The 20,208-nt window shown below is 63.8% G+C and carries 16 protein-coding genes and 1 pseudogene; 3 read left to right on the top strand and 14 right to left on the bottom strand.

The genetic code is table 11. The features are described 5' to 3' along the window. Positions 1-55: 55 nt before the first annotated feature. Positions 56-946, top strand: coding sequence for an EamA family transporter (locus tag PQR32_RS31760; RefSeq protein ID WP_408236613.1), 891 nt, complete (start codon positions 56-58; stop codon positions 944-946). Positions 947-973: 27 nt separating this feature from the next. Here PQR32_RS31760 and rfbC read toward each other — a convergent pair whose 3' ends face one another. Both rfbC and PQR32_RS31750 read right to left on the bottom strand, forming a co-directional pair. After that, the gene (rfbC, locus tag PQR32_RS31755; protein WP_408236610.1) at positions 974-1,525 is read right to left on the bottom strand and encodes a dTDP-4-dehydrorhamnose 3,5-epimerase; all 552 of its coding nucleotides are present in this window, start codon (positions 1,523-1,525) and stop codon (positions 974-976) included. Positions 1,526-1,633: 108 nt separating this feature from the next. Beyond that, entirely contained in the window at positions 1,634-2,629 is a 996-nt protein-coding gene (locus tag PQR32_RS31750; protein WP_408236494.1) for a GlxA family transcriptional regulator, read from the bottom strand. A 177-nt stretch (positions 2,630-2,806) separates the two neighbouring features. On the opposite strand from PQR32_RS31750, the gene PQR32_RS31745 reads away from it, so the two are divergent. Further along, positions 2,807-3,118 carry a hypothetical protein gene (locus PQR32_RS31745; RefSeq protein WP_408236491.1) on the top strand — a complete coding sequence of 104 codons (312 nt, stop codon included), beginning with the start codon at positions 2,807-2,809 and terminating at the stop codon, positions 3,116-3,118. Positions 3,119-3,536: 418 nt separating this feature from the next. Here the strand turns inward: PQR32_RS31745 and PQR32_RS31740 are convergent, their stop codons facing one another. The 12 genes and pseudogenes from PQR32_RS31740 to PQR32_RS31685 all read right to left on the bottom strand — a co-directional run bounded on the left by PQR32_RS31740 (position 3,537) and on the right by PQR32_RS31685 (position 19,642). Then, positions 3,537-6,743 carry a multidrug efflux RND transporter permease subunit gene (locus tag PQR32_RS31740; protein ID WP_408236489.1) on the bottom strand — a complete coding sequence of 1,069 codons (3,207 nt, stop codon included), beginning with the start codon at positions 6,741-6,743 and terminating at the stop codon, positions 3,537-3,539. A 13-nt stretch (positions 6,744-6,756) separates the two neighbouring features. Further along, positions 6,757-7,305, bottom strand: coding sequence for a GNAT family N-acetyltransferase (locus PQR32_RS31735; RefSeq protein ID WP_408236486.1), 549 nt, complete (start codon positions 7,303-7,305; stop codon positions 6,757-6,759). Between the two features lie 4 nt (positions 7,306-7,309). After that, the gene (locus tag PQR32_RS31730) at positions 7,310-7,885 is read right to left on the bottom strand and encodes a GNAT family N-acetyltransferase (RefSeq protein WP_408236483.1); all 576 of its coding nucleotides are present in this window, start codon (positions 7,883-7,885) and stop codon (positions 7,310-7,312) included. Between the two features lie 4 nt (positions 7,886-7,889). Beyond that, the gene (locus tag PQR32_RS31725) at positions 7,890-9,251 is read right to left on the bottom strand and encodes a TldD/PmbA family protein (RefSeq protein WP_408236480.1); all 1,362 of its coding nucleotides are present in this window, start codon (positions 9,249-9,251) and stop codon (positions 7,890-7,892) included. Then, the gene (locus PQR32_RS31720) at positions 9,251-10,687 is read right to left on the bottom strand and encodes a TldD/PmbA family protein (protein ID WP_408236477.1); all 1,437 of its coding nucleotides are present in this window, start codon (positions 10,685-10,687) and stop codon (positions 9,251-9,253) included. The genes PQR32_RS31725 and PQR32_RS31720 overlap by 1 nt, the downstream gene beginning before the upstream one ends. Continuing rightward, positions 10,680-12,347, bottom strand: coding sequence for an ABC transporter ATP-binding protein (locus PQR32_RS31715; RefSeq protein WP_408236474.1), 1,668 nt, complete (start codon positions 12,345-12,347; stop codon positions 10,680-10,682). The genes PQR32_RS31720 and PQR32_RS31715 overlap by 8 nt, the downstream gene beginning before the upstream one ends. Next, on the bottom strand, positions 12,344-13,459 hold the full coding sequence (locus tag PQR32_RS31710) for an ABC transporter permease (RefSeq protein ID WP_408236471.1): 1,116 nt from the start codon (positions 13,457-13,459) through the stop codon (positions 12,344-12,346). The genes PQR32_RS31715 and PQR32_RS31710 overlap by 4 nt, the downstream gene beginning before the upstream one ends. Next, positions 13,413-14,465, bottom strand: a complete 1,053-nt coding sequence (locus tag PQR32_RS31705) for a microcin C ABC transporter permease YejB (protein ID WP_091795321.1) — start codon at positions 14,463-14,465, stop codon at positions 13,413-13,415. Before PQR32_RS31705 ends, PQR32_RS31710 begins: the two co-directional genes overlap by 47 nt. Before the next feature lie 8 nt (positions 14,466-14,473). Further along, positions 14,474-16,363 (bottom strand): extracellular solute-binding protein, encoded by a 1,890-nt coding sequence (locus PQR32_RS31700; protein WP_408236468.1) that lies wholly within the window; start codon positions 16,361-16,363, stop codon positions 14,474-14,476. 62 nt (positions 16,364-16,425) lie between these two features. Further along, a pseudogene (locus PQR32_RS31695) lies at positions 16,426-17,505 on the bottom strand (translocation/assembly module TamB domain-containing protein); the annotation flags it as partial. A 28-nt stretch (positions 17,506-17,533) separates the two neighbouring features. Beyond that, complete coding sequence (locus PQR32_RS31690; RefSeq protein WP_408236465.1) at positions 17,534-19,369, bottom strand: autotransporter assembly complex protein TamA; 1,836 nt, start codon at positions 19,367-19,369, stop codon at positions 17,534-17,536. A 99-nt stretch (positions 19,370-19,468) separates the two neighbouring features. Next, positions 19,469-19,642 carry a hypothetical protein gene (locus tag PQR32_RS31685; RefSeq protein ID WP_408236462.1) on the bottom strand — a complete coding sequence of 58 codons (174 nt, stop codon included), beginning with the start codon at positions 19,640-19,642 and terminating at the stop codon, positions 19,469-19,471. 376 nt (positions 19,643-20,018) lie between these two features. On the opposite strand from PQR32_RS31685, the gene PQR32_RS31680 reads away from it, so the two are divergent. Then, the gene (locus PQR32_RS31680; RefSeq protein ID WP_175150426.1) at positions 20,019-20,204 is read left to right on the top strand and encodes a DUF3460 family protein; all 186 of its coding nucleotides are present in this window, start codon (positions 20,019-20,021) and stop codon (positions 20,202-20,204) included. Positions 20,205-20,208: the final 4 nt, after the last annotated feature.

Genomic DNA, 20,208 nt, shown 5'->3' with positions numbered 1-20,208 from the left:
CACCGATAAGATAGCGATGACGAATTCCGATCGAGCGCCAGCCAAACCGACGACCATGCAGGACACTACCCTCCAACCCGCGCTGAATCCCGCGCAAACCAGCGATAAACCCACTCGCGGCGCGGCCGGGGCGGCATTGCTGTGCGTGCTGTCGATGTCGTGCGTGCAATTCGGCGCCGCGCTTTCCGCGCCCACGATGACCACTTACGGTTCACTCAGCACCACGTGGCTGCGCCTGTGCTGGGCGGCATTGGTGCTCGCCTTGCTGGTGCGTCCGCGCTTTCTGAGTTACTCGCGCGCTCATTGGACCGCTGCCGGCGTGCTTGGCGCGGCGATGGCGGGCATGACGCTGTGCTTTTTCGCGGCGCTCCAGCGCATTCCGTTAGGACTTGCCGTCGCGATCGACTTTCTCGGGCCGCTCGCCGTGGCGACCTTCGCGGTCCGTCGCGCGCGCGCCTTGCTGTGGCCCGCGCTGGCGATCGCCGGGGTGATCCTGCTTTCACGCGATCGCGCCGGCTGGATCGGCGAACCGCTCGGCGTGCTGCTCGCCTGCGGCGCGGCGCTCGGGTGGGGCACCTACATCGTGTTGATGAAGAAGACCGGCACCTTGTTCGCGGGACTCGAGGGACTGTCCGTGTCGCTGATCGCGGCGGCACTCGTGGCCACGCCATTTGGATTGGCGCAAAGCGGTCTTCATGTCGCGACAGGCCAGATCGCGGCGACGGCGGGTCTCGCGCTGCTGGTCCCGCTGTTGCCGTACGCGCTGGAAATGGTGGCGTTGCGGCACATGCCGGCCGCCTCATTCGGCATCCTGATGAGCGTCGAACCGGCGATCGGCGCATTGGCCGGCTTTGTCGTACTGCATCAGCCGATGGGGGTGTTACAGATCGCGGGCACGTTGCTGGTGGTGACCGCGAGCGTCGGCGCCGTGGTGGTGACGCGTTGACAGGCGCGGCAAGACCGCGCGCCTGGCTCAGGCGATGTTTTCCGCTTCGTAAAGACGCCGGCCCGCGGCATCCTTCGCACCAAGGGTCGGTTCGAAATCGATCGGCCACTCGATGCCGATGTCGGGATCGCGCCACAGAATGCAGCGCTCCAGCTCGGGAAACCAGTATTCCGTGGTCTTCCACAAACACTCGGCGAAGTGGGACAGCACCACGAAACCGAGCGCGAAGCCCGGTGGCGCCCAGATCTGCCGATAATTGGCCGCGCTCAGATACGCCCCGCACCACTTGCCGAAATTCGGCGAATTGAGCCGCACGTCGACGGCGACCGCAAAGACTTCGCCCACCACGACCCGCATGAGGCGACCCTGAGGACGTTGCACCTGATAGTGCAACCCGCGCAACACGCCATGCACCGCACGCGAATGCCGGTCCTGCACAAACTGGAAAGCTTGCGAGAGGTCGTCGATAAACTCGTCCGCGCTAAAGCTCTCGAAGCAGAAGCCGAACTCGTCGCAAAACACCTCGGGCTCGATGAGTTTCACCTCCGGCAATGCCGTCGCGATCACCTTGTTGCCCATTGCTGCTGTGCTCGTAAGAAGCCTGACCGGCGAAAACGCGGCCGCCACGACGGACGCGTCCACGTGTCGTAAGGCGCCCCGCCGCCGGCACGGGCACCTGCATGAATATTACGCCTCGCTCGCCACGCGGCTGCGCGCGCGATATTCGGTTGGAGACAGCGCCATGCGCTTGCGGAAAATCTTCGCGAGACGATCGCCGTTGCCCGTACCGCTGCGCCGCGCGATCTTGTCGACCGGCAGTTCGGTCTCGGTCAGGAAGTTGCAGGCAATGCGCAGTCGGACCTGCAGCAGATAGTCCGACGGCGTGACCTGCATTTCATGCTTGAAACGCCGCAGGAAATTGCGCTCGCTCATCGCCGCAACCTGCGCGGCGTCGGCCACCGAAACCGGACGGTCGCAATTGGCTTCCATCCAGCGCGCTGCGGCACGGATCTTCTCGGCCACGCTGAGCGTGCCGCCTTCCGCCGGCAGCGGCACCCAGGTGGCAGCCATGCCGGGCATCACACGGTCGGCGACACTGCGAGCAAGCTCGGCGCCGAGATCGCGTTTGATGAACATGAGCGCGCTGCGGGCACAGTCGTTACGATCGTTGGACGCGCTGAGCGCGGACTCACCCGTGACGCTGCTGAGATAGCGGGTCACCTGCTGTCCGTCGCTATCCGTCGGGCCGGCCGCTTCCAGCACGAGCCGCCCTTCACCGATCGTCTCAATCGCGCGCGTGCGCGATTGCACTGAACGCAACCAGCCAAGCACGCGCTCGTCGCGCGCGGCCACATGCGCGCCGTAGCCGCCCGCGATGAACAGCACGTCGAAACCGCTCGCAAAGCGCGCATCGATACGGTCAGTCCAGATGCGCGCGGAAGAAGAACTCGCGACGCTGCCGCCGTCCATGGAAAGGAATTGCACTTCGTAAGGCTGTTCTTCACCGGCGCGTGAACCCGAGAGTTCGTTCGCGGTCTGGAACATCTCCACTACGGTGCCTGGGCCGAGCAGCCAGAAGCCGTCGAACAGCAACACGCCGATTCGCCGCGTTGCACTACGCACGTTCAACGTCGGCGTATGTAACCAGGTGATCCTCGCAGTATCAAGGTGCATGTGCGGCATGATATTTCCCCAAACTGTCGTACATTGTGGACCCCGATCGCCGTTAGCAGCCAGTATGAGCGGAATGATTTATTGCCGGTTGAAATCGCGGCAAGGCCACTTAACGGATTAAGCGTGATGTTAGCGGAATGGCTCGCTATAGTAAATTTGAAAAACAAATTACTATCGGGAAACAGAATGTATGAAGAAAAGCGTTATCTCGCGTTTGATATGAAAACGGCGGGTTGCGCAGGCGCCACAGCAAACCATGCTGGAGCGATTTTCGCCACCGGCCCGCGAAGCCGCGTGCAGCCTCGTTCTTCGGGCATCGGCGGACGTCGCGCGGGCCGGCCTGAAGGGATTCGATTTGTGACCCGCGTATGGCAGAGCGCCATCCAAAAGTGTTTCAAACTTGAACTGCAAACCTCCCAGATAATGACCGTTCAATACCCGCTTTATTCGCAAATTGGGAATTTATTGACTGCCAAATGCAATCGAAGCGGGTTTTAACGAGTTGAGCGAGATTAAGATTTGGTAACGCAATTCTCGAACCTCCGAAAATGTTTCTATATTGAAACATTGGCGGATTTATACGTATGACGAATTAACGTTTGCAGCGCACAACTCCGGTAAATGTCAGAGGATTTGACACCGGCCGTCGTGAGCGCGGCAAGTGCGTTCGCATCGCATCGCATCGACGAGAGCGCCGTGCTGCTCGACGCGGTCGGCTAGCAACCCAACGCCGATGACGACGACTACCCGAGCGATCTGCAACACGCAGAGAAGAAGCTGCAGGCCGAGTATCGCGCGGACTGCATGCCGGCCGCGCCGCGCGTGTCGGCAAGCAATGCGCAGATGCCGACTGGCGCGGCGCCCGTGCAAGCGGTGAATCAGCCGGCTGGTTGAGCAAGGCGCCGGTGGAGCGCAGTCAAGCCGTCGTCGATTCGTCGAACGATCCGCGTTCGACCGCGGCACGGCGCGCCCGCCGTTCCTCACGCTTGCGATGCAGTTCCGCCAGCCGCCGCCGTCCATGCGTGAGCGATGCGACCGCATGGAACGCGACCGGCGCGAACACCAGCCCGAACAGCGTGGCGGCCAGCACGCCGCCAAATACACCCGTACCGATCGAGCGACGGCTCTCGGCGCCCGCGCCGCTCGACACTACGAGCGGCACGACGCCGAGCAGGAATGCCGCAGAAGTCATCACGATCGGCCGGAAGCGCGCGCCCGCGGCTTCGGTCACGGCGCGCGTCAACGGCAGGCCGCGCTGGTATAGATCGCGGGCGAACTGCACGATCAGAATCGCGTTCTTCGCCGCGAGGCCGATCACCGTGATCATGCCGACCTTGAAGTACACATCGTTGGGCATGCCCCGCAACAGCACCGCCGCGACCGCGCCGATCATGCCGAGCGGCACGACCATCAGCACGGCAAGCGGGATCGTCCAGCTTTCGTATAGCGCGGCGAGCGCCATGAACACCGCCAGCAGCGACAACCCGATCAGCAGCGGCGTGAGTTTCGCGGCCGCGGTTTCCTCGCGTGCCGCATCGACCCAGTCATAGCGCACGCCGACCGGCAACGAAGCGGCAAGCCGCTCCATCTCCGCCATGGCCGCACCGGAACTGTTGCCGGGCGCCGCGTGGCCGCTCACGTCGAGCGACGGATAACCGTTGTAGCGCGTCAGCATCACCGGGCCGATCGTCCATTGACGCGTCGCGATGGCCGAGAGCGGCACCATGCCGCCCGTCGCGTTGGGCACGGCGAGCGCGAGCAGATCGTCTTCGGTCATACGCGTGGCGGCGTCGGCGGCGATCATCACGCGGCGCATGCGGCCGCCGGCCGGGAAATCGTCGATATAGGTCGAGCCGAAGGTGCTGCCCAGCACGTCGGCGATGCGATCGAACGACACACCGAGCGCGTACGCCTTCGCGCGGTCGATGATGAGCTCGACGCGCGGCGCGTCAGGCAGATCTTCGGAGTGCACCGAGGCCAGCACCGGGCTCGCCTTGGCCTGCACGAACAGTTGCTCGCGCGCGGCCTTCAGCGCGTCGAGCCCCACTCCGCCGCGATCCTCGAGGCGGAACACGAAACCGTCCGAATGCCCGAGGCCCGGCACCGAAGGCGGCAATTGCGCCTCGACGTTACCGTCCAGAATCTTGTCGAACTTTTCGTTGAGGCGCTCGCGCAAGGCCAATGCATCGATATCGCGCTTGCCCCAGTCCCTGAGTTCGACAAAACCCATCGCCACGTTCTGACCACTCCCCGAAAAGCTCCAGCCGATCACACTCGTGACGTTCGCGATGGCGGGTTCGGCATGGAGAATCTTTTCCATACGTTGCACGACGGCCAGCGTGCGTGCCTGGGTGGCGCCTGCGGGCAACTGCACCATCACTTGCAACTGACCTTCGTCTTCGCTCGGCAAAAACCCGCCGGGCATTTGCCAGTACAGCACGCCGCATGCACCGACCAGCAGTGCGTATATCGCGAGCATCGGACCGATGCGGCGCAGCGTGCGCGCCGTCAGCCCGCGATAGCCACGCGCGGCGCGATCGAAGCCGGACGTGAAGCGGCTCGCCGCGCGCGCCGCGAAACCGAGAATGCCACGGCGCGCATCGCGTTGACGCACCGATTGCGTGTGCGCCTTCAGCAGATTCGCGCACAACGCGGGCGTCAACGACAAGGCCATGAACGACGACACCAGCATCGACGCGATCATCGCCACCGCGAATTGCCGGTAAATTCCGCCGACGCCGCCGGGAAAGAACGCCATCGGCACGAACACCGCCGTCAACACCGCGGTCACGCCGACGATCGCGCCGCCGATCTGCGACATGGCCTTGCGCGTGGCCTCGCGTGGCGGCAAACCCTCTTCTTCCATCACGCGATGCACGCTCTCCACCACCACGATCGCGTCGTCGACGAGAATGCCGATGGCGAGCACGAGGCCGAACATCGTGAACACGTTGATCGACAGACCGCACGCGTACATGGCGAGAAACGCGCCCATCAGCGTGACCGGAATCACTACGGTCGGCACCAGCGTGTAGCGCAGATCGCGCAGGAACAGCCACATCACGAAGAACACCAGCACCACCGCTTCCGCGAGCGTGACGAGCACCTCGTGAATCGCGATCTGCACGAAGTGCGCGTTGTCGAACGGGATTTCGATGGCGACGCCCGAAGGCAATCCTTTGGCCAGCTCGGCAAGCCGCGCGCGAATTGCGTTCGACGTTTCCAGCGCGTTGCCGCGCGGCCCGAGTTGAATCCCGACCGTCGCCGCAGCCTTGCCGTTCAGGCGCGAATAGTACGAGTAATTGTCACGCCCGAGCTCGACTCGCGCGACGTCGCGCAGGCGCACGGCCGAGCCGTCGGGCCGCGCCTTCAACACGATCTGGCCGAATTCGGCCGGCGAGATCAACTGACCCTTCACGCTCACCGAGGCCGTCAGTTGCTGGCCCGGCACGAACGGCGCGTCGCCGAGCGTGCCAGCGGTCACGGTCGCGTTCTGCGCGGCGATGGCGGCGTTCACTTCGGCGGCACCGAGGCCGTATTCGCGCAGCTTCATCGGATCGAGCCAGATGCGCAGCGCTTCGTCGGCGTCCCAGAGTTGGGCCGAGCCCACGCCCGGCGCGCGCTTCAACTCACGCAACACGTAGCGGCTCAGATAGTCGCTCAATTGCACGGAGTCGCGCGTGCCGTCGGTGGAACTCAGCGCGACCAGCATCAGGAACGTGTTGGCCGCCTTGAACACGCTGATGCCCTGCTGTACGACCTGCTGCGGCAAACGCGGCTCGACCTGCTTGAGCCGGTTCTGGATGTCGACCAGCGCGAGATCCGGATTGGTGCCGGGCGCGAAGGTCGCGTCGATTTCGAGCTCGCCCAGGTTGTCGCTGGTCGTTTGGTAGTACAGCATATTGTCGGCGCCATCGAGGCTCTCCTCGATGATGCTGCCGACGCTCTCGTCCACGACTTCAGTCGACGCCCCCGGATACATGGCGGATATCACGATGCGCGGCGGCGCAAGGCGCGGATACTGCGCCACCGGCAATTGCGGAATAGCCAGCGCGCCCGCCACGACAATGGCGAGCGCGACGATCCATGCGAAGACCGGGCGGTCGATGAAGAAAAATGGCACTCAAGGAATCCGTTCAGTTTGTCTGGAAGCGCGGTGCGTCGACCAGGCGGGCCATGTGCAGCACGTCGGTCAGCACGCCGTCGCGCAAGGCAAAACCGCGCGAGCGGCCTTCTTCGACAAAGCCGAACTTGCGATACAGCGCGATGGCCGGCGCGTTGTCGGAAAACACCGTGAGGTCGATGCGGCGCAAACCGAGCGAGGCATCCGCGCAGTCGGTCAAGCCTTGCAGAAGCGCGGAGCCGACACCGCGCCCATGATACGCGTCGTGCACCGCGAGGCCTAAGTGCGCGCAGTGCGCGCGGCTCGACCGGTGGACCTCGAGACCGGCATGGCCGACCACGCGTCCGTCGATAATAGCGCACACGTTCACGCCGACTTTGAGGCGCCGCTCGTACCACGCCGCGAGTTGTTCAGGACTGCGATAGCCGACCGACAGCGTGCCGCGCCGCACGCCGGGCAGGCTCATGATCTCGGCGAACGCATCCATGTCCGACGATTCGAGCGCGCGGACCATAATACATTTGTCGTGCCCGGCGTCTTCCGGCAACCTTGTTTCTTTCATGGTCTTATTCCGCTGCGACACGGGTGACTGAAGGCGGCGCCATCCAGGGCGCCGGCTCGCGCAGACGCGCCATGAAATAACAGTCGATCAGCACGCCGCGGCGCAATACCGCGCCGCGCTGATGCGCTTCGATCTCAAAGCCGACCTTGCGGTATAGCGCGAGTGCCGCGTGGTTATCGGTGTAGACATGCAACTCGAGGCGGCGCAGACCGAGCCAGTTGTCGGCGAGATCGAGCAGTTCGGCCATCAACGCATGACCGATGCCGCGCCGTTGCCATGCATCGTGTACGCCGATGCCAAGCGATGCAGCATGCGCGCGGCGCCCCTTGAAAGGCCTAAGGCTCGCTCCACCGACCAGCGTATCGCCGACCGTCGCCGCGATCGCGATTTCGGGGGCCTCGAGTTTTTCCAGGTACTCCCGTGTGCTGGCAATTGTCCGAAACGGCACCTGCGGATTGCCGTTCATCGCCGCGGGCAATTGCAGCATGGCGTGAAATTGTTCCGTGTCGGCCACGCGCAATGCGCGCAGCGTCAGGCCCTCGGGCAAGCTCTCAGGTTTTGTTTTTTTGTGTTGATCCATAGGCTCATAACGTCAATTCGAATGACCTCACCAGAATGCCCGGCAATTGCATGCCACCCGTGGCGCGCTCTCCCCATGTCGAGTCGCTCAATAACAGTTCGGCCTGCGCACTGAGCTGTTCGAGTTCGCTGCCGAGCAGACGGTACAGGCTGTCGTCGAAACGCATGGCTTCGAGCGGTGCGACGATTTCTCCGTTCTCGACCCAGAACGTCGCGAAGCGCGTCATGCCGGTGAGGCGGCAATTCATTCGGTCCGAGAAGTTCACGTACCAGAGGTTGCCGATGTAGAGCCCGGTGTCGATCTTTGCGAGCACGTCTTCTTCCAGCAGATCGCCCGCTTGCATCGACAGCGCGGCCGGTGACTCGCTGGCCAGCGCACCGTTGGGCGTCAAACCGTACTCGCGTGCACTGCGTGCGTTGGTCAGGCGTTCGGCACTGCGGCCGGCCTCGATCAACGGGACGCTGTCACGCAGGTAGCCGTCGTCGTTGAAGCCGGGCGTAATGCCGAGACTCAGATCTTCGCTGATCGTTACGCGCGGGTCGACTACGACTTCTCCCACATGCAGCTTGTACAACTCGCTGCGTGAACTCGCCTGCGCGCGGGCGGAAAAACCGCTCCATGCGGTGACGCCGAGCAGTTCCGCGAGCGCGGCGGGCGCCAGATAGGAACGGTAACGTCCCGGCGCCAATGTGCGCGGCGTGCGTGCGAGCACGGCAAGACGTGTCGCGGCCTGCTCGACTTTGCGCGTGAACACGGCATCGCTCCAGTCGTCGCCGGCGTAGGTGGTTTTGATCGCGCGGCCGCTCGGGTCGTACAGCGACCAGCTGAAATTGAAGTTGTCCACTTCATACCAGCCGCGGCTGCCGTTCGTCGATGCGAAGCCGCGCACAATGGTGCCGCCCGCATAAAAACCCACGAAGTCGAGCCCTTGCGCACATTCCGCGACGATGCGCGCGAGGCCATCGGGATTCGGCAGCTTGCCGGAGCGCTGCGTGGTGCGCTGCCATTTCGATGTGTCGAACAGCAGATGCGGATCGTCCGCCGCATCGCGCAGACCTTCGCGCAGGGTGGCGAGCGCGGCGCTCACTTCGTCGAGATCCTGTTGCAGATCGCCGCACACGGTCAGCGTGGAATAGGCCTGACGCGCGCCGTCGATCAGGCGCAAGGTCAGCTTGCCTTGCGACACGCTGCCGGTCTGCCGCACCTTGCCCGAATTGAAGCGGATGAAATCGGACTGCTCGCCGGCAAAGGAACTCAGCGTGGTTTCGCCACCTTGCTGCAAGCGGTCTATCGCATCGGCGAGCAAAGTGAAATGCCGCTCCCAATCCACCGATGTCGCGGCGCGCGAAGAGATGAACTGGCTCATCATGCGCCTCCGAACACGTCGACATCGCTGAACACGCAGGCCGGCGACGCATGGCCAACGCGGATGATCTGCGCCGGTTCGCCCTTGCCGCACATGGACGTGCCATACACTTCGCGCGTGGCCGCATTGCCCACCGCGCTTAGGCTGCGCCAGAAATTCGCCGAAATACCGCGATAATTCGGCTGTTTGACGACCTGCGTGAGCTTGCCATTCTCGATCAACTGGCCGAACTCGCAGCCGAACTGGAATTTGTTGCGATGGTCGTCGATCGACCAGGACGTGTTGGTGCGCATCAGAATGCCGTGCTCGATGTTGCCGATCATCTCCTCCAGCGAACTCTCGCCGGGCTCGATATTCAGATTCGCCATTCGGTCGATCGGCGGCCGGTTCCAGTTCGACGCACGCGAGTTCGCAACGCCTGGCATGCCTGCACGCTGTTGCGACAGCGCGCCGCCGAGCGGACGCTCCAGCACGCCGTTGCGGATCAGATACTGCTTGTGCGCTTCGGTGCCGTCGTCGTCGAATGCGTAGGCCGCTGCTTCTTCGCGCAGCTCCGGATCGAAGGTGACGTTCAATAGTTCCGAACCGTAGCGGTATGAACCGAACATGTCCTGCTTGACGAAGCTCCAGCCCGCGAAGTTGCGCTCATCGCCGAGAATGCGGTCCAGTTCGAGCGGATGGCCGATCGACTCGTGAATCTGCAGCATCATCTGGTCGGGCATCAGCAGCAAATCGCGCTTGCCGGATGGGCAATTCGGCGCGGCCAGCAATTGCAGCGCTTCGTTAGCGACGCGGGCGCCCGAACCTTCGAAGCCGAAGCGCGCCAGCACTTCCATGCCGCCCTGTCCGAGCGTGCCGTAGTTGCCGCCCAGCGTGCGAACCTGCGTATCGCCGTTCGCATGTGCGGCGACGCTCAATTGCGGCATCACGAAACGGAACTGCTGGTCGATCCGCACGCCGTCGCCGGTGATGTAAAGCTGATCGGTGTGCGTGATCTGCACGGCGGCCACACGTTCGACAATCTTGGCGTCGAGATTCGCACCGGCGCATTCCGCGCCGAGAAGCTCGAGCCATTCGGCGCGGTTAGGCAACGCGCGTTGCGCGTTCGGCGACACATACTGGCCACTCGCCGCCGGACGCGCAACTTCCCGATGGTCGATCAACGACAAGGCCGCGCTCGCTTCAGCGCGCACGGTGGCTATATCGAGCGCCGCCTGCAAACCCTCCGCCGAGAGATTCGCGGTCGCGGCATAACCCGCGCCGGCGCCCACCCACGCGATCAGCATCGCACCGCGATCGCGCACCGTGCGCAGCGGCTGCGCGATGTCGTTGCGGATCTCGTGGTCGTCGACCTGTTCGTCGACAATGCGCAGCGACCAGAACGCTGCGCGGCTCTTCAGCGTTTGGGCGGCTTGCGCCCAACGTTCGTCAATCATTGGCATGTCCCGTATGAGTCGCGGCGCCGCCGGGCTCCGGCACGTTCAGTGACGAAGCCAGCAGCGACTGGGTATAAGGATGCGACGGCGCATGCAACACATCGAGTGTGTTGCCCGCTTCGACGATGCGTCCCGACTTCATCACGATCACACGATGCGCCATGGCTCGCATCACCGCCAGATCGTGCGTAATGAACAAATAGCTTAGCTTGTACTTTTTCTGCAGATTTGTCAGCAGATTCAGCACCTGTTTCTGGATCGAGACATCGAGCGCGCTGGTCGGCTCGTCGAGCACCAGCAATTCCGGCTCGACCGCCAGCGCGCGCGCAATCGCAATGCGTTGACGCTGGCCGCCGGAGAACTCATGCGGATAGCGCAGCATCGCGTCGGCGGGCATGCCGACTTCTTCGAGCAGGCTGCCGACGCGCGCGCGCCGCGCCTTCGCATCCACTTCCGGCTTATGCACGGCGAGACCCTCACCGATGATCTGCTCCACCGTCATGCGTGGCGACAGCGAGCCGAACGGGTCCTGAAACACGACCTGCATGCGCGAATACAACGCGCGGCGCGAGCTCGCCGTCTTGAGCGTGGAAAGCGGCAAGCCGTCGATATGGATATGACCGGCAGCCGGCTGTTGCAGGCCGAGCACGGTCGCGGCCAAAGTCGATTTGCCCGAACCCGATTCACCGACAATGCCAAGCGTTTCGCCGCGCCGCACGCTCAGATCGACGTCATGCACCGCACGGAACGTGGAGCGCCCGAACATGGACCGCCAGCCTTTCGCCGACGTGCGGTAATCGACGGCCAAGCCTTGCACTTCGAGCAGGCGGCGCGCGCCCTCCTCGACGGGCTCGACCGCGCGTTGCGGATCGCTGTCGAGCAGCCGCCGCGTGTACGGATGCTGCGGGCTCGTGAACAGCGCCTCGGTCGTATTGGTTTCGACCAGCACGCCCTTTTCCATCACCGCGACGCGCTGCGCGAAACGCTTCACCAGATTCAGGTCGTGAGTAATCAGCAGCACGGCCATGCCGCGCTCAGCCGCTTCCTGTTCCTGCAACGAAATCAACAGGTCGACGATCTGCTGGCGCACGGTGACGTCGAGCGCCGTCGTCGGTTCGTCCGCGAGCAGCAAACGCGGACGGCACGCGAGCGCCATGGCGATCATCGCGCGCTGCCGCTGGCCGCCGGACAACTGATGCGGAAAGCTGTCGATGCGCCGCTCCGGTTCGGGAATACCCGTGCGCCTGAGCAATTCGATGCCGCGCTCACGCGCCGCGTTGGGCCGCAAACCTTCGTGCAAGCGCAAGCTCTCGGCAATCTGCTTGCCGATCGTGAAGAGCGGATTGAGCGCCGTCATCGGTTCCTGAAACACCATTGCGACGTCGGCGCCGCGCAGGCCACGCATCTGCTGCTCGGTTTTCTGCAGCAGGTCTTCACCATCGAGCAGCATGCGGCCGCTCAATTCGGCATGCTCGACGAGCCGCAGAATGGACAGCGCGGTGACGCTCTTGCCCGAACCCGATTCGCCGACCAACGCCACGCGCTCGCCGCGTGCAATGGAGAGGCTGAGTTCGTGCACGGCGACCTTGTCGCCGAAACGCACGGAGAAACGGTCGATTTCCAGCAACGGTCGAGCGATCGGCGCCTGAGTGTTGGTCATCGCGGACCTCCGCCGAAAGCCGAGCCGCGCGAGCGCGTGTCGAGCGCATTGCGCAATGCGTCGCCCATGAACGTCAACAATAGAAGCGTAATCACCAGCGCCGCAAACGCCGACATCGAGATCCACCACGCGTCGAGATTATTCTTGCCTTCCTGCAGCAGTTCGCCGAGGCTCGGCGTCGGTGGCGGTACGCCGAGGCCGAGAAAGTCAAGGCTGGTCAGCGAGAGAATCGCGGCGCTCATGCGGAACGGCAGGAAGGTAATCACCGGTGTCAGGCTGTTCGGCAATACATGGCGCCACATGATCTGCCAGTTGCTCAGACCCATCGTGCGGGCCGCCTTCACGTAATCGAGCGAACGGTTGCGCAGAAATTCGGCGCGCACGTAATCGGACAGCACGAGCCAGCCGAACATCGACAGCAGAATGAAGAGTAGCCACAACGTGGGCTCGAAGATCGACGCGAAGATGATCAGCAGGTACAGGTCGGGCATCGAACTCCAGATTTCGATCAGGCGCTGGCCGATCAGATCAGTGCGTCCGCCGTAAAAGCCCTGCACCGCGCCGGTCAGCACGCCGACCACGACGCCGGACACCGTGAGCGCCAGCGCCATCAGCACGGACAAACGGAAACCGTACAGCAGCCGCGCCAGCACGTCGCGCCCGAACTGATCCGTGCCGAGCCAGTTGCTCGTGGTAGGCGGCGCCGGATAAGGATGCGCGGCGAAATAGTCGATCGTGTCGTAGTGGAAATGATTCGGCGGATAGATCGCGAAGTTGCCGTTCGATTCGAGCCGCGAACGGATATACGGATCGAGGTAATTCGCACGCGCCGGGAAATCGCCGCCGAACAGCGTCTCCGGATAGTCCTTCACGATGGGAAAATAGTAGTGTCCGTCGTAACGGACGAGTAACGGACGATCGTTGGACAACACCTCGCCGAGCAGGCTGATGACGAACAGCGACACGAAAATGACGAGGCTCCAGTAGCCCAGACGCTGCTGCCTGAAGCGCAGCCACGTACGCCGCCACGGAGACGGCGACGCCGCGTGCGCCGCGCCGGCCGCGTCAGCGGTCCAGGCGGTTGAATTGGATGCGGGGGTCGACGAGGACATAGCAGACGTCAGCAATGAGTTTGGTTACGAGGGCAATCAGCGTGAACAGAAAGAGCGAACCGAGCACGACCGGATAGTCACGGCGAATCACGGAGTCGTACGACAGTTGACCCATACCGTCGAGCGAGAACAGCGTCTCGATCAGCAGATTGCCGTTCAGAAACGCGCCGACAAAGGCCGCCGGCAAACCGGTGAGCAGCGGAATCGCCGCATTGCGCAGCACGTGTTTCCACAGCACGTCGCGCTCGGGCGCGCCCTTCGCGCGCGCGGTCAGCACATACTGCCGGCCGATTTCCTCCAGAAACGTGTTCTTGGTCAGAATCGTGACGATCGCGAAGTTGCCCACCACCGATGCCGTGACCGGCAGCACGATGTGCCACAGATAGTCGAGCACTTTGCCGAACGCGCTGAGATCGTTGAAGTTATCCGACGTGAGGCCGCGCATCGGAAACACCTGCCAGAACGTGCCGCCGCCGAAGAGCATCAGCAGCAACACGCCGAGCACGAATCCGGGAATCGCATAGCCGGCCAGCACCAGCACGCTCGTGACGGTGTCGAAACGCGAGCCGTTGCGCACCGCTTTCGCGATCCCCAACGGCACCGATATCAGATACGTGAGCAGCACCGTCCATAAGCCTAGCGTGATCGACACCGGCAGCTTCGATTTGATCACGTCCCACACGCTGTCGTGCTGATAGTAGGACTGGCCGAGGTCAAACGTCGCGTAGCGCTTGAGCATCAGCAGATAACGTTCGAGCGGCGGCTTGTCAAAGCCGAACTGCTTCTTGATCTGCTCGATCTGCTGCGGATCAACGCCCTGGCTGCCGTGATAACCGCCGCCGCCCGCCCCCGCCTCTCCGCCACGGCCAGCGCCGTGGCGGAGTTGCGTCATCACCTGTTCGACCGGCCCACCCGGCACGAACTGTGTGACGACAAAGGTCAGCGTGACCACGCCGAGCAGGGTCGGCACCATCAACAACAATCGTCTGAGAATGTAGGCAAGCATGCTGTGCCTCAGTGGGCCGTAGCGGCCGTAGCCGCGGTGGAAGATGCGGTCTGGGCGGCCGGCGTTTTCGTGTACCAGTAGTCGATCACCCAGTCTTCGTATTGATACGACATCGGCACTTTGTCCGGATGACCGAGCGTCGACTTGTAGCCGATCCGCGCGCCAGGTGCGTAATACTCCGGCACGAGGTAGAACGAATAGATCATCACGCGATCCAGGGCGCGAGTCGCCGCTTCCAGGTCGTCGAGATTGTCGGCGGAGAGCGCTGAGTGAATTAGCGAGTCGACCGCTTTGGAGCGGATGCCCGGATAGTTTTCCGAGCCGACTTCCGACGCCGCCGCGCTACCGAAGCGGCGCGTCAATTCCGCGCCGGGAATCGTCACCGGCGGATAGATGAACGTGGTCATGTCGTACTCGAAGTTGTCCAGCCGCTTCTGGTACAACGCGCTGTCGATCTCGCGCATATGCGCCTGAATGCCGAGCATGCCGAGGGCCTGCATATACGGCAGGATCAGGCGGTCCATGCCCGGCTGATCGTCCATGATCTCGATCGTCATCGGCGTGCCGTTTGCGTCGCGCAAGGCGCCATCGCGATAGTGCCAGCCGGCTTGCGCCAGCAGATCGCGCGCCACGCGCAAGTTGCCGCGCAAGGAATCCGGTGCGATCGTCGTGGGTTGCTTGAGCATGGGACCGAATACTTCCGGCGGCACGCTGGCCCTCAATGGTTCAAGCAAGGCCAGTTCCTTCGGGCCGGGCATGCCGGTCGCGCCGAACGGACTCGCCGCGAAATAGCTGCTGGTGCGCCGGTATTGACCGTAGAACATCAGGCGGTTCATCCAGTCGTAGTCGAATGCCATCGTCAGTGCGTGGCGCACGCGCGGGTCCTGGAACATCGGCTTGCGCAGATTCATCAGCATGCCTTGCATCTGCGCGGGGCCGTCGGCGAATTCTCCCCGCTTCAGCAGTCCATTGTCGAAGTTCTTGCCGACGTATTTACGCGCCCATTGCGTTGCGCTGTATTCGACAATCGCGTCGGCATCGCCGGCCTTGAACGCTTCCAGTTGTGTGTAGTGGTCGCGATAGAGTTTGAAGGTGATGCTCGCGAAGCGGAACATGCCGCGCCGCGACGGTAAATTCGCGGCCCAGTAATCGGGGTTGCGGCGATAGGTGATCTGCTTGTCGTTCTTGCGCGACTCGATCAGATACGGACCGCTCGCGACCGGCGGCTCGTTCGCGATCTGGTCGAACGGTAGACGTGTGCCGTCCGCGCGCATGCCCCACTTCGGCGAGAAGATCGGCAAATCGCCGGCGATCAGCGGCGCGTCGCGCTCGGCGTGTCTGAAAACGAAGCGGATCGTGTTTTTATCGATCACGGTCGCGCTTTTGATGACTGAGAACTGCGCATTGAAGAGCGGCGAGGCCTTTGGGCTCGTCAATGTGTCGAATGAGTATTTGACGTCGGTCGCGGTGATCGGATCGCCATTCGAAAAGCGTGCGGCAGGATTGATGTGGAAGGTGGCCGAACTGAGGTCCGGCGCGACTTCGACATCGTCGGCGATCAGCGGATACTCGGAGGCGAGCTCGTCCCAACTGCGCTGCATCAACGTATCGAACATCAGATGAAGGATGTCCGGCGCGGGCGCGCCGCGCACGAGAAACGGATTCAGCGAATCGTAGCTCTGCAGTTCGTCGAAGTTCTGGAAGCTGAGCTTGCCGTCGCTCGGCGCCGTGGGATCCGCATAGTCGAAGTGCGTGAAATCGACGGGATATTTGGGCTCGTCGTACTGCGCAATCGAGGGCCGCGCCTGCGCGCAAAGCGCGCTCAATGCCAGACACGCACCGGCGCACAGCGCGATTCGCGCCGCGGTGCGCGGCCAGTGAAACTTCACAAGTCTCATCTTCGGAATGCGTAAGGACGCGGGGGGGGGGGGGGGGGGGGGGCGGGGGGGCGGCCGGGGGGGGGGGGGGGGGGGGGGCCCGCGCCCCCCCCCACGGCGGCACTCGCCCCGCTTGCCCCACTCGCCCCACTCACCCCCAACACGACCTCCCCCGTCGCGCCCTGCCCCACCGGCTGCAACTCCGCCCGCACGGCCAGGTCGGCCAACGGCGCGCCGGGCGCAAAAGCCTGCGGGTTGATGTGATCGAAGGTCAGCGTAGCGCGCTGTAACGGCACTTCGCCGAACGGCGTAGCCTCGACCCGCGCATGACCGGCGAGCTTCATCCCGCTAGCATCGAGTTCCGCGACGAGATTCTCCAACGAGCCGCTCAGATGGCCACCCACCTGCACCGCCTCGTCGTTCACCTTGCCCGAATAGCCGATCTCCCCACTTAGCGGAAACGGTCGCACACCATCGAGTTTGGCCGCCGCGGTCACCGCGCCGAACGGCGTGTCCAGCCGCTCGATCGCGGCCTCGTGATGGCGCCCGTCGCTGCGTCCATGAAAGACGAAGCGCGAAAACTCCGTCGTCGACGCGCCCTGACGCAGCAGCAGCTTGTCGACCTGGACGTCGCGAACGTCGAGCTGCATCGGCAAGCGCAAGTCTTGCGGCAACTTCACCGGCCCGCTACTGCTCGACGACGAAGAACCAATACGCGCGTCCACCGTGCCGATATGCAGATAGTCGATGGTGAAGCGCCAAGGTTCGCGCGCGAGCGCCCAGCGGCCCGCCACGCGGTCGATCTGGATATCCGTGCCGCTGCCGTCGAGGCTGCGCCACCGCACTTGTCGCAATTGCAGCCCGTTCGCGAGGGCACCGCGCTCCAGCGTGCCGCTCAGCTTGCCGCCCAGCAGCTTCACCGCCGCCTGCCACGCATAGGCGGTGCCGCGCTCGGTCGTCAGTGCGCCGTACAGCAAACCCACCGCCAACGCGAGCAACAGCACCAGCACGGCCACCGTCCACGCGAACGTTTTCAGCAGCAACCGGCCGAGCCGGCGCCTTGGCGGCGGCGCCTCGGGCGGCGGCTGCTGTCCGGGCGGCTGCTCCGGCGGTTGTGCACCGGGCGGCTGCGCGGGAGGTTGGGCGGAAACGTCCGTGGTCATGCGTGGATCATGTGGAAGCAGGTTTTCATCAGAAGGCAATGCCCAGCGTCAGATACGGCCGCACACTCTTGTTGCGAATGCCGTAGGCGACATCGACGTTGACCGGGCCGACCGGGCTGCGCCAGCGCGCCCCGACGCCGACGCCGGGATAAAAGACTTTTTCGCCCCACGTGTCGGTGGCGGTGCCGACGTCGAAGAACGCGGCTGCGCCCCAGTCGTGACTGAACCAGTGCTGGTACTCGGCCGAGCCCGTGACGAGATACTTTGTTGGCAGCACCGAACCGTCGACGTTGTTACCGATACTCTGATAGCCATAGCCGCGCACCGAATTCGAACCGCCCGCGCGAAACAGCAGCGAGGCCGGTATGCCGCTCGAAGGGCCGCTCGTGAACACGCCGCCGAGTTCGGCGCGAATCAGCACGAGGTCTTCCTTGCCGATCGGCAAGTACTGCTGGCCGCGCGCATAGCCGCGAATGAAGGTCTGGTCGGTCAGCGCGCCTTTGACCGCGAAGCCCGCCTCGACATGAATCAGGTTGCCCTTGCGCGGGAACAGCGGGTCGTCGGTATTGCGCCGGGTCCACGACCAGGACGGCACCAGCGCGCGGCTCGTGGTCGGCGCGAACGCGTTCTGATCGAGCCGGTCCTGGTAGTACAGGAGCGAGTAGTTGTAGTCGATGAATTGCGAGGTCCGGGCCCGTTGCACGCCGCCGCGGATACTGTAAATGCGCGTGTCTGAAACGTCGGTCGTGGTGTAGGACGCCAGAACACTATTGGTCCACGCACGCGGCCCCGGCGGCATGGCGAGTTGAATTTGGCCGTATTGCTGGATCTGGTCGACGCGTCCCTGGATGGTGAACGGCCACGCTTTGCCGAACGTATCGAGATACGAATAGGAACCTTGGACCAGCGGGCCGTTGTCCGTCGAGTAGCCGATCCCGCCTCGAATGCTGTTGTACGGATATTCCGACACCTTCACGTGCACCGGCGTGTCCATTGGCTTGGCCGGGTCGCTATCCACGTCGATCGCGACGCTCGCGTAGTACGGCGTGTTCTGCAACTGCCGCTGTAATTCCGTGATGCGCTGCACGTCGTAGATATCGCCTTCCGAAATCGGGTTCACGTTGTCGACGATCTGTTCCGGATAGCGCCGCGTGCCCGATACGTCGAGCTTGCCCATGGTGAAGGTCGGCCCGCTCTCGTACGTGACCGACAGTGTCGCCTCGTGCGTGCGCGGATCGACTCGCGCCTCGGAGTGGTAAATCTTCGCACCGAGATAGCGGCGCGCCTGCAACGCCTTGAGCGACGCGTTTTTCGCATCATCCCAATCGCCCTGCGAGAACGGCTCGCCTTCGTGCAGCGAAAATGCGAAGCGCGCGGCGTTTTCCTGGGCTGGATCCTCGGTCAGCACCGGCCCGCGAAACGACAGCGAAATCGATGAGATGACGGTCTGCGGGCCAGGATCGACGCTCACCGTGACGCGCTTCGCATTGTCGACGGTGCGTACGTCGGTGCGTACGATCGGTGTGAAATAGCCCTGCGTGGAGGCCAGATCGCGGACCTGCTGGGGTGTGGCGGTGATCAGAAACTCGAACTGGTCGTCGCTGATGTCCGGGCGCTTGGCGAAACGCGCGATATCCAGATGCGCTTCGAGCAGCTTGCGCAGCGAGCGCGGCGTGGCTTCGACATCGACCTTGTAGCTGGCCGCCGCTTTTGCGGCGTGGGCGTTGCCGGTTGCCAGCGTCAGCATGAGGAGGCCGAATGCCAGCCACGTGCGCAGCCAATGCCGCATGGGCGTGCGATGCCCACGCCCGGAACTGGCCTTGCCGCGCCGCAGCCGCGGCTTGTCGATCGCGCACCCCGCCAAACAGGACCTCCGGCCGTGGTTGATGAATTTTGTCGCTCAGGCGCGCCGCGGCGGCCGAAGCACGCTATTTGACCACATCGGCGGGGCGCCGCGAGATCTCTAAAACGGCGTCCGCGGCCTGCCGGCGGGGTTTGCCGTCGGGTTCGCGCGCGGCGCGCCATGCTGTGCGACGCCAGCGCGGGTGTCGATGCCGTTGCCAAAGCCGCCGGCCATTGCCGTTGCCGTTGCCGTTGCCGTTGCCGTTGCCGTTGCCGTTGCCAGTGCCGTCGCCATTGCCATTGCCATTGCCGGTGCCGCTGGCCGGCCGAGGCCGAGGCCGATGCCGATCCCGATGCCGATCCCGATGCCGATCCCGATCCCGACGCCCGTGCCCGTGCCCGTGCCACGCTAACGCCAGGCACCCACAACGCCCGCAACAGCCGCAACACCGCCACGCCCGCCAACGCGCCCGCCAACGCGCCCGCCTTTGACGCACGCCGCACCGCGCGGGTTCCAGCTATTTTCACGCGCCGCCCGCCCGGCCAGGCCGCCGTTTTTCGACCGCGCGCCGCGCATGCGGTAAAATTATGGAATAGCAGCGGCACCGCGCGAGGCAACCCGCGAATGACCGCCGGGCAGCCGCCAATTCCCACACCACGGACGTCGAGCCATGTATCAATCGGACATCACCCAGTTCCTGAACCAGCTCAAGCAACAGAAACCCAATCTGGAAGCCGAACAACGCCGCGGCCGCGCGCTGCTGTGGGACAAACAGCCGATCGATCTGGAAGAACGCGCCGAGCAGAGAGCTTCGCGCGTAGAACAGACGCCTTACTCGTACTATCAAAACTTCTAAGCGC

The sequence above is a fragment of the Paraburkholderia dipogonis genome (assembly GCF_046027395.1).
Lineage (GTDB): Bacteria > Pseudomonadota > Gammaproteobacteria > Burkholderiales > Burkholderiaceae > Paraburkholderia > Paraburkholderia dipogonis_A.
The sequence above is the reverse complement of the archived record's forward strand: the minus strand, read 5'-3'. Positions and strand labels throughout refer to the sequence as shown.